This window comes from Polaromonas sp., assembly GCF_039930745.1.
In the GTDB taxonomy this organism is placed as follows: Bacteria; Pseudomonadota; Gammaproteobacteria; order Burkholderiales; family Burkholderiaceae_C; genus Polaromonas.
In genome coordinates, this window is sequence record NZ_JBDTTH010000054.1 from 21,300 (window position 1) to 30,329 (window position 9,030).

Annotated in this window: 10 protein-coding genes and 1 pseudogene; 5 read left to right on the forward strand and 6 right to left on the reverse strand. The window is 61.8% G+C overall.

The genetic code is table 11. The annotated features are described in order from the left end of the window. Positions 1–19 precede the first annotated feature (19 nt). Positions 20–1,489 carry an IMP dehydrogenase gene (guaB, locus tag ABI660_RS15605; protein ID WP_348069673.1) on the reverse strand — a complete coding sequence of 490 codons (1,470 nt, stop codon included), beginning with the start codon at positions 1,487–1,489 and terminating at the stop codon, positions 20–22. 144 nt (positions 1,490–1,633) lie between these two features. Between guaB and ABI660_RS15610 the strand changes: the two genes are divergently transcribed. Beyond that, positions 1,634–2,170, forward strand: a complete 537-nt coding sequence (locus tag ABI660_RS15610; RefSeq protein WP_348069675.1) for a DUF4124 domain-containing protein — start codon at positions 1,634–1,636, stop codon at positions 2,168–2,170. A gap of 14 nt (positions 2,171–2,184) precedes the next feature. Here ABI660_RS15610 and ABI660_RS15615 read toward each other — a convergent pair whose 3' ends face one another. Both ABI660_RS15615 and ABI660_RS15620 read right to left on the reverse strand, forming a co-directional pair. Next, the gene (locus tag ABI660_RS15615) at positions 2,185–2,517 is read right to left on the reverse strand and encodes an RnfH family protein (RefSeq protein ID WP_348069677.1); all 333 of its coding nucleotides are present in this window, start codon (positions 2,515–2,517) and stop codon (positions 2,185–2,187) included. Between the two features lie 11 nt (positions 2,518–2,528). Then, entirely contained in the window at positions 2,529–2,981 is a 453-nt protein-coding gene (locus tag ABI660_RS15620; protein ID WP_348069679.1) for a type II toxin-antitoxin system RatA family toxin, read from the reverse strand. A gap of 318 nt (positions 2,982–3,299) precedes the next feature. On the opposite strand from ABI660_RS15620, the gene smpB reads away from it, so the two are divergent. The 4 genes from smpB to ABI660_RS15640 all read left to right on the forward strand — a co-directional run bounded on the left by smpB (position 3,300) and on the right by ABI660_RS15640 (position 5,742). After that, positions 3,300–3,854, forward strand: a complete 555-nt coding sequence (gene smpB, locus ABI660_RS15625; RefSeq protein WP_348069681.1) for an SsrA-binding protein SmpB — start codon at positions 3,300–3,302, stop codon at positions 3,852–3,854. 112 nt (positions 3,855–3,966) lie between these two features. After that, on the forward strand, positions 3,967–4,341 hold the full coding sequence (locus tag ABI660_RS15630) for a hypothetical protein (RefSeq protein ID WP_348069683.1): 375 nt from the start codon (positions 3,967–3,969) through the stop codon (positions 4,339–4,341). 26 nt (positions 4,342–4,367) lie between these two features. Further along, positions 4,368–4,907 (forward strand): sigma-70 family RNA polymerase sigma factor, encoded by a 540-nt coding sequence (locus ABI660_RS15635; protein WP_348069685.1) that lies wholly within the window; start codon positions 4,368–4,370, stop codon positions 4,905–4,907. A 13-nt stretch (positions 4,908–4,920) separates the two neighbouring features. Further along, positions 4,921–5,742, forward strand: coding sequence for an anti-sigma factor (locus tag ABI660_RS15640; RefSeq protein ID WP_348069687.1), 822 nt, complete (start codon positions 4,921–4,923; stop codon positions 5,740–5,742). Here the strand turns inward: ABI660_RS15640 and ABI660_RS15645 are convergent. From ABI660_RS15645 to ABI660_RS15655, 3 genes and pseudogenes are all read right to left on the reverse strand, one after another. Beyond that, the gene (locus ABI660_RS15645) at positions 5,739–6,875 is read right to left on the reverse strand and encodes an enoyl-CoA hydratase/isomerase family protein (protein WP_348069689.1); all 1,137 of its coding nucleotides are present in this window, start codon (positions 6,873–6,875) and stop codon (positions 5,739–5,741) included. The two genes, ABI660_RS15640 and ABI660_RS15645, sit on opposite strands and share 4 nt — an antisense overlap. Then, positions 6,872–7,756, reverse strand: coding sequence for a DMT family transporter (locus tag ABI660_RS15650; RefSeq protein WP_348069691.1), 885 nt, complete (start codon positions 7,754–7,756; stop codon positions 6,872–6,874). Before ABI660_RS15650 ends, ABI660_RS15645 begins: the two co-directional genes overlap by 4 nt. A 206-nt stretch (positions 7,757–7,962) precedes the next feature. Then, positions 7,963–9,030, reverse strand: a pseudogene (locus tag ABI660_RS15655) (translational GTPase TypA); the annotation flags it as partial.

A 9,030-nucleotide genomic window follows, 5' to 3' on the forward strand; every position in this document is an offset into this window, starting at 1 on the left:
GCCTTGGACTCCAGCAGGATCAGTCTGCCCGGTAATTGGGGGCTTCTTTGGTAATCTGCACATCGTGGACATGGCTCTCGCGTATGCCTGCCGTCGTGATCTCGACAAACTCGGCCTTGCTGCGCATGTCTTCGATGGTGGCGCAACCGCAATAGCCCATGCTGGCCCGCAGGCCGCCGGCCATCTGGTAAATGATGGCGACCATGGAACCCTTGTAAGGCACGCGACCTTCGATGCCTTCGGGCACCAGCTTGTCCGCGTTCGGGTTGCCGGTGGTGGCTTCCTGGAAATAACGGTCGGCACTGCCCTGCTGCATGGCGCCGATGCTGCCCATACCACGGTAGCTCTTGTAGCTGCGCCCCTGGAACAGAATGACTTCACCTGGCGCCTCCTCGGTGCCGGCAAACATGCCGCCCATCATCACCGTGCCTGCACCAGCCGCAATCGCCTTGGCGATATCGCCGCTGTAGCGTATGCCGCCGTCGGCAATCAGCGGTACGCCACTGCCGCGCAAAGCCATGGCCACATTGTCGATGGCCATGATCTGCGGCACGCCGACACCCGCGACGATACGGGTGGTGCAGATGCTGCCAGGGCCTATGCCTACCTTGACCGCGTCAGCACCGGCTTCGGCCAACGCCAGTGCGGCGGCGCCGGTGGCAATGTTGCCGCCGATCACATCAACCTGCGGATAATTTTTCTTGACCCAGCGCACGCGTTCGATCACGCCATGGCTGTGGCCGTGGGCGGTGTCCACCACGATGGCGTCCACACCGGCCTTGACCAGTGCTTCAACACGCTCTTCCGTGCCCTCGCCCACCCCGACGGCGGCGCCCACGCGCAGGCGGCCTGAGGCGTCGCGCGCGGCATTGGGGAAATTGGTCTGTTTGGTGATGTCCTTGACGGTGATCAGCCCCTTGAGCTCGAAATCGTCATTGACCACCAGCAAGCGCTCGAGCTTGTGTTTGTTAAGCAAGGCCTTGGCTTCCAGAGCCGAAGTACCCTCTTTGACCGTGATCAGCTTCTCGCGCGGCGTCATGATCTGGTGCGCCTTGACGTCGTAACGCGTTTCAAAGCGCAGGTCGCGGCTGGTCACAATACCGATCACCTTGCCGCCATCGCATACCGGAAAGCCGGAAATACCGAGCTGCTCCGAAAGTTGCAGGACCTGGAGCACGGTGTGCTCCGGCGTAATGACCACCGGGTCACGCACCACGCCGGACTCATAACGCTTGACCCGGGCCACTTCGGCGGCCTGCTGCTGCGCTGTGAGATTCTTGTGGACGATGCCTATACCGCCCTCCTGGGCAATGGCAATGGCCAGCCGGGCTTCGGTGACCGTGTCCATCGCTGCCGAGACCAAGGGTAGGTTCAGGCGGATGTTTCTTGAGAACTGGGTGGAAAGCGAGGTGTCCTTGGGAAGGACCTGGGAGAACGCTGGCACCAACAATACGTCGTCGAAGGTGAGCGCTTTGCCGAGTAGGCGCATAGGGATGGCTCCAAAAACACGATTGTACCCGCGTCGGTCGGTACAAACCCTAGCGCCAAAAGCCCCTTGTCCCGCGTTACAAAAAGGCCACGCCCCATCCCCCGCTTCTTCGCCTTCAGCGGGTGCAAACGGTACACTGATCGCATGGAACTGAAAATGACGCCCAAACACCTTGTCCTCCTCCTTGCCGGCTGGTCTTTCGCCCTGTCCGCGGCTGCCCAGTGGCAGTGGATTGGCAAGGATGGCCGCAAGGTGTTCAGCGACCGTCCGCCGCCAGCAGAAATTCAGGAAAAGGACATCCTCAAACACCCAGGCGGACGCGGATCCGCCAAGGCGCCTGTAGCCACCACCGAGCCAGGCGAGGGTGCCGCACCCGCTGCAACGGTAGTGTCGGCCCCGAAGGCCAATACCCCGAAAATTTCCGGCAAGGATTCCGAACTCGAAGCTAAAAAGAAAAAGCTCGAGGAAGAAGAAGCTGCCAAGAAAAAAGCCGAGGAAGAAAAGGTGGCCAAAGCCCGAGCTGACAATTGTGAGCGCGCAAAAAAAGGCTTGGCGTCCTTCCAGTCCGGATCCAGGATAGCGACCGTCAATGCCAAGGGTGAGCGCGAGTTCATGGACGACAATGCCCGCGCTACCGAAAGCAAACGCCTGCAGGACATCATGAACAGCGACTGCAAATAGGCAGCTACCGGTTCTCAGTACCCGGCTTTTGCGCCTGCCCTCTTGGTGGCAAACAGGCCCGATTTCTTTATCCCCTGCTTGCTGAAGCGTTCCCGCCGCGCAATCTTGGGGTCCACCCTCAAAGGCCTGTAGATTTCGAGCCGGTCTTGATGGTGCAACAACTGCCGCAAACCGGTCTTGCGTCCCCAGACGCCCACTGACAGGCGGCCTTCTGCCAGTTCCGGAAATTCCAGCAGGATGCCGCTGGCTGCCAGGGCCTGCGCCACGGTGCTGCCAGCCGGCAGGCTGAGATCCCACTGCCGCACCTGCCGCGGCGCCGGCGAATAAATCAGCAAGATGGCCAACACGCTCACCGGACTCAGGCCTCGGCCTCACCGTACACCTGGGCTGCCCTTTTGACAAAGGCATCCACCAGGCTGCCGGCAATCTTGTCGAACACCGGGCCCACCAGCGCGGCCAGCGCGGCGTTGTCGAAGTCATAGCGCAGGGTCAGGTCCACCTTGCAGGCGCGCTGGCTGCCGTCCCCCAGCGGACTGAAGTCCCAGGCACCGTCCAGCCTTGAAAAAGGCCCGTCCACCAGCTTGAGCGAAACCTTGCGGTCTTCCACATGGGTATTGCGGGTGGTAAAACTCTGGTGAATGCCGGCAAACGCAATGCCGACCTTGGCTGTCATGCCTTGCGCACCTTCCTCGACCACCTCGGCCTGGTCGCACCACGGCAAAAACTGCGGATAGCTGGCGACATCGGTGACCAGGGCAAACATTTCGGCTGCGCTGTACCAGATCAGAACGGACTTGTGAACGGTTTTCATACAATCATGGGCTGCGCTCAATTGTATTGGGCCTGTTCACCCCTATTTTTACAAGATGCGTTGCGAGTCAAAAAAGCCATGAGCAAGGCGCAAAATGAAGCTGGAGTGAACTCCAGCGAGGCTTTGCAACGCCGCGCATGGCTTTTTCGGCCGCAACCCGAAGGGAAAGGGGTTAAAACAGCGCCACTCGGCGTTGCACTCCTAACCCAGACGCCCGGTCTGGCCTTCGTCTCGCGTCTTGATTGGCGCTGTTTTAACTCCTTTCGCACTTGCAAAAATTAGGGTGCACAGGCCCCGGCGCTGCCCTTACCTTTCATCATGGCCACCAAAGAAGCATCCTCCAAAAAACCGGCCGCAGCCTCTTCCGGAAAATCCGCGGGCAAGCCCGCGATCAACCTGACGCCCAAGGCCGCAGCCGCAGCCGTGCGTATTGCGGACAACAAAAAAGCGCTGTTCAACTATCACATTGAAGAGCGCTTCGAAGCCGGCATGGTGCTCGAAGGCTGGGAGGTGAAGTCACTGCGCGAAGGCAAGGTGCAGCTCACCGACGGCTACGTCGTGATCCGCAATGGTGAGCTCTTCATCATCGGCTGCCAGATCAATCCTCTGGGCACAGCCTCCACCCATGTTCGGCCGGATTCGGTGCGCACCAAGAAGCTGCTGATGCACAAGGACGAGATCCGGCGGCTCATCGGCAAGATCGAACAAAAGGGTTTTACCCTGGTGCCGCTGAACCTGCACTGGAAGGCGGGCAAGGTCAAATGCGAGGTCGGCCTGGCCAAGGGCAAGGGTGAACACGACAAACGCGACACCATCAAGGACCGGGAAGGCAAGCGGGAAGTCGAACGTGCGATGAAGTCGCGCAGCCGCTGACGCCACGCCAGAAAAACAGGCTTTTTTTGGGATGCAGGGAATAAACGGGCCCTGAAAGGTGTTTACCTGTTTGCAGAGATCGTCTGCCTAACTTCATCTTCCGGAGCACCTCATGAAAATCCTGACCACCGCCGCCCTTGCAGCCGCCCTGTTCCTCGGCGGTTGTGCCGCCATGTCCAGCCAGCCCACCAAAGTCGCCGACGGCGTGCTGGTCGGCCCGAACGGCATGACGCTGTACACCTTTGACCGCGATATGACGGGCAGCGGCAAGTCCGTCTGCAACGGCCCCTGCGCCACCAACTGGCCGCCGCTGATGGCAGCCGAGATGGACAAGCCCTCGGGTGACTACACGGTGATCACGCGCGATGACGGCAAGAAACAGTGGGCCATGAAGGGCAAGCCGCTGTATTACTGGATCAAGGACACCAAGGCCGGCGACAAGACCGGCGACGGTGTGCAAAACGTCTGGCACGTGGTCAAACCCTGATTCCAGGCCCCTGACCGCCCCGGCCCATGGACCGCTCTGAGCTGATTGCGCAGATCCCCGGGCTGCGGCGTTACGCACGTGCGCTGACCGGCAATGCCTGGGCCGCCGACGACCTCGTGCAGGACACGCTGGAACGCGCCTGCAACAAGTGGCGCCTCTGGACGGCCGGCTCCGACCTGCGGGCCTGGCTGTTCACGCTGATGCATAACCTGTTCATGAACCAGCGGCGCAGTGCGGCGCGCCAGACGCAGGCTGGCCCTGCGCTCGACGTGGATGAGCTGGCCCACACGCTGGCTGCGCCCGACGGCGGGCAGGACCAGGCCCTGGACCTGCAACGCTGCCTGCTGCGGTTGCCGGACGACCAACGCGCCGTGCTGCTGCTGGTCAGCCTGGAAGACATGAGTTACGAGCAGGTCGCCCGTGTGGTGGGTGTGCCGCTGGGCACTGTGATGTCACGCCTGTCACGGGCACGCAGCCGCTTGCGCGAACTGATGGACAAACCGGCGCAGCCCCAGGCCATGACGGGCAGCCCTGGGAACGTTGCGAACTTGCATCGCCTCCAATAACAACCCTTACGCCATGGACGCTTCAAGGACACCTTCCCTGACCCACGACGAGCTGAATGCGCTGGTCGACGGGCAACTGACAGCCGGGCAGCGGGCAGCCGCAATGATGCGCGCTACAGGTGACCCCCCAGGCAGTGTCACGCTGCAGGCCTGGCAGGACCAGCGCGAGGCGCTGCGCAGCCTGCACCGCGAACTGCTCGACGAACCCATTCCTGAAACCCTGCAGGCGACCGTGCAACGCAACACACGCGGGCGGCAGGTGCTGGATCCGTGGTGGCGCTGGGGTGGCATGGCCGCCGGTGTGCTGCTGGCTTTTGCCGTGGGTTGGACGGCTCGTGGGCAATTCACCAACACGGCTTCTTTTGCCGCGGGCCATACAGCACGCGCCGGCCAGGCTTTTGCACATCAGGCCACGCTGGCCCACGCCGTGTTTGCGCCTGAGATGCGACATCCGGTGGAAGTCAGCGCGGCGCAGCAGGAGCATCTGGTGCAATGGCTGTCCAAGCGCCTGGGCAGGCCTCTCAAGGTGCCCCTGTTGACTACCCAGGGCTACGAACTTGTCGGCGGCCGCCTGCTCCCCGGCGATGCCAGCGCCCGTGCGCAGTTCATGTTCCAGAACAGCGCAGGCGTGCGCGTCACACTGTACCTGGGTGCGCTAGATAGCTCACCCGCCGCCGGCAAACCGGCAAGCACCGAAACGGCTTTTCGCTACAGCACCGACGGCCCGGTACCGGCCTTTTACTGGACGGACCAGGGATTCGGTTATGCCCTGAGCGGCGCGGTCGCGCGCGAGGAGCTGATGCGCCTGGCCGAGCTGGTGTACCAGCAGCTTTAGGGAAGAAGGTCGCGCAAGGGGTGCGTTTCTGCCGCCCAGGGGCTGGCAAAAAACGCCTGCGTCATCCCCGGCTTCACGTCTTCGATGCGTGCCGGGTTCCACTTCGGCGTGTAGTCCTTGTCCACGGCCAGCGCGCGTATGCCTTCGACGGTCTCGCTGGCGCTGCCGGGACGCAGGTGAAAGCAGTGATGCACGATGTCACGTTCCATGCGCAGGTCGTCGGCCAGACTCATGCTGCGCGCGCGGCGGATCTGTTCCAGCGTCACATGCAGCATCAGCGGTGAACGCTTGCGCAGCATGGCGCCGATTTTGCGCGCCGCTTCGTCTGTCGAGGCCTCCAGCGCATCGACCATGTGTTTCACCCGCGCCAGTGAAAAATATTGATCAAATTGGCCTTCAGCCCTTTCCGGGCGGGGATAAACAGCTATCAATTGCGTAGCAATCCACGCATCCACCTCGGCTGCCGAAGTAAAACCCTGGTCGCCCAGCGACTGCCAGACATCCGGCAAGGCAGCTGCCGGCAGCTTGATATCAGCCAAACCATACGCCAGGGCTTCGTCTGCGGCTATCACGACGCCGGTGAGCGCCAGGTACTCGCCGACACTGCCCGGGCAACGGCTCAGGAAGTAGCCGCCGCCGACATCCGGGAACAAGCCGATGTTGGTTTCGGGCATGGCGAGCTTGCTGCGCTCGGTCACGATGCGGACTTTGGCGCCTTGAGAAATTCCCATGCCGCCGCCCATGACCACACCATCCATGAAGGCGATGTAGGACTTGGGGTAGCTGTGGATCAGGTGGTTGAGCTTGTATTCCTCGGTGAAAAAAGCCTCCAACGCGTCCAGATTGCCGGCCAGCGCCACTTCGTGAAAGAAGCGGATGTCGCCGCCGGCAGAGAAACCGCCGAACAAGGCTTCAGGCGTACCGGGACGTCCGGCCTTGTTGGTGCCACGTATGGCCACCGCCAGCACTGTGGGGTCGTCCTTCCAGGCGGTCAGGGCAGCAGCCAGCTCGCGCACCATGGGCAGCGACAGCGCATTGAGCGCCTTGGGCCGGTTCAGCGTGATGAAGCCGACCTGGCCGCGCACTTCGGTCAGAACGTCCCCTGCCGTTTTCGGCTGATATGCCTGGTTCATGCTCTTTGTCTCCATCCCATGATCTCGTTGATGACCAGCGCCCCGACAACCAGCGAGCCACCGGTGAGCACCGTAGCAGCAGGCACCTCACCGGCACCTACCCAGGCGAGCAGGATGCCAAAAATAATTTCCAGCAGCGCCAGCAGAGCCATCTCCGGTGCTTTCAGCACCCGAGCGCAAACGACTGAGAGCACACAGGGAATTGCCAGCTGGACCAAGCCCAGCAGCGCCAGCAAGCCGATGTCGTGCGGCGTCGCGGCAAACGGAAAAGCCATCGGCAAGGTAAGCAGCGAGGAGATCGCGGCGCCCACCATCACGGCCGGCACCAGGTCGATTTTTTCGCCGTGGACCTGGCTGCGCTGCACCACGGTCCAGTTCACGGCCGCGGCCATAGGCACAAGCAGGGCCACCAGGGTCCCGGCAAACTGCCCTGCCCCGCCGTCCAAATTGACCTGACTGCCATGCATCCACGCAATCCCTGCACCGGCCACGGCAATGGCCACCCAGGTCCGGGGCGGAATGCGGTGGCCAATGAACACCCGAGCGATCAGGGCCGTGAGGAAAGGACCCAGCGCCATCGTCACCAGCACATTGGCCACGCTGGTCATCGTCAATGCCAGCATGAAGGCAGTGAACATGATGCTCCAGCAAACACCGGACAACCACAGAAAGCGGCCGGCACCGCGAATCCTGGTGAACACCTCCCGGCCCTGGAACAGCGGCAGGATGACCAACAGCGACAACAGCGTGAAAAAGCTGCGCCAGAAGGTCACTTCAAAGCTTTTTGCTGATTCGAGATGACGCGTCACCACACCCGCAATGGACCACATCAGCGTGATCGCGATCATCAGGAGGACGGCTTTGGAATGCGTGAGTTTCATGGCAGGTTCAGTCAGATCTCTGTGCATTTAACTGGAAAGGCCGCTGCGAGCAAAGCGCACAGCGGCCATATTCAAGCGTTCACCCCGTTCGCTTGCAACACCGCTTCCCCATTCAAGCAGGGGCCGCGGATCCGGCTCTGCCGGTCCGCAGGCGCAGCGCCCCCTCGGGGGGCAGAGAGCTACACGCAGTGAGCGAACGTGGGGGCTTATCTTCCAGCGCGCTTGCGGTCGCTTTCCTTCAGGTGACGCTTGCGCAGGCGGACCGATTTGGGCGTGATCTCGACCAGTTCGTCGTCCTCGATGAACTCGACACCGTACTCCAGCGTCAGCTCGATAGGTGGCGTGATCTTGATCGCATCTTCCTTGCCAGACACGCGGAAGTTGGTCAGTTGCTTGGTACGTGTGGCGTTGACCACCAGGTCGTTGTCGCGGCTGTGAATGCCGACAATCATGCCTTCGTACACCGGGTCATTGGCACGCACGAACATGCGGCCGCGGTCGTCCAGCTTGCCCAGGGCGTAGGTGAAAATTTCACCATCGTCCATGGAAATCAGCACGCCGTTCTTGCGGCCGCCAATGTCGCCCTTGTGTGCTTCGTAGCTGTCGAAGATGTTGGAGATCAGGCCGGAACCGCGCGTCAGATTCAGAAACTCGTTGGTGAAGCCGATCAGGCCACGCGCCGGGATGCGGTATTCAAGGCGTACGCGGCCGCGGCCGTCCGGCTCCATGTTGACCAACTCGCCCTTGCGCTCACCGAGGGCCTGCATCACGCCGCCCTGGTGCTGGTCTTCGATGTCGGCCGTCACCAGCTCAATCGGCTCGTGCTTTTCACCATTGACTTCTTTCATCACCACGCGTGGCTTGGACACAGCAAGCTCAAAACCTTCGCGGCGCATGTTTTCCAGCAGGATGGTCAGGTGCAACTCGCCGCGGCCCATGACTTCAAAAATGCCTTCCTCGTCGGTTTCCTTGACGCGCAGCGCCACGTTGTGCTGCAGCTCCTTCTGCAGGCGGTCCCAGATCTGGCGGCTCGTCACATACTTGCCTTCGCGGCCGGCCAGCGGGCTGGTATTGACGCAGAAGTTCATGGTGAGCGTCGGCTCATCGACCTTGAGCATGGGCAGCGGTGCCGGCGTGACCGGATCGGTAATAGTGACGCCAATACCGATGTCGGTCAGGCCGTTGATGAGCACGATCTCGCCGGGGCCGGCTTCGTCCGTCTGCACGCGCTCCAGGCCCTGGAAAGTCAGCACCTGGTTGATACGGCCCTTGAC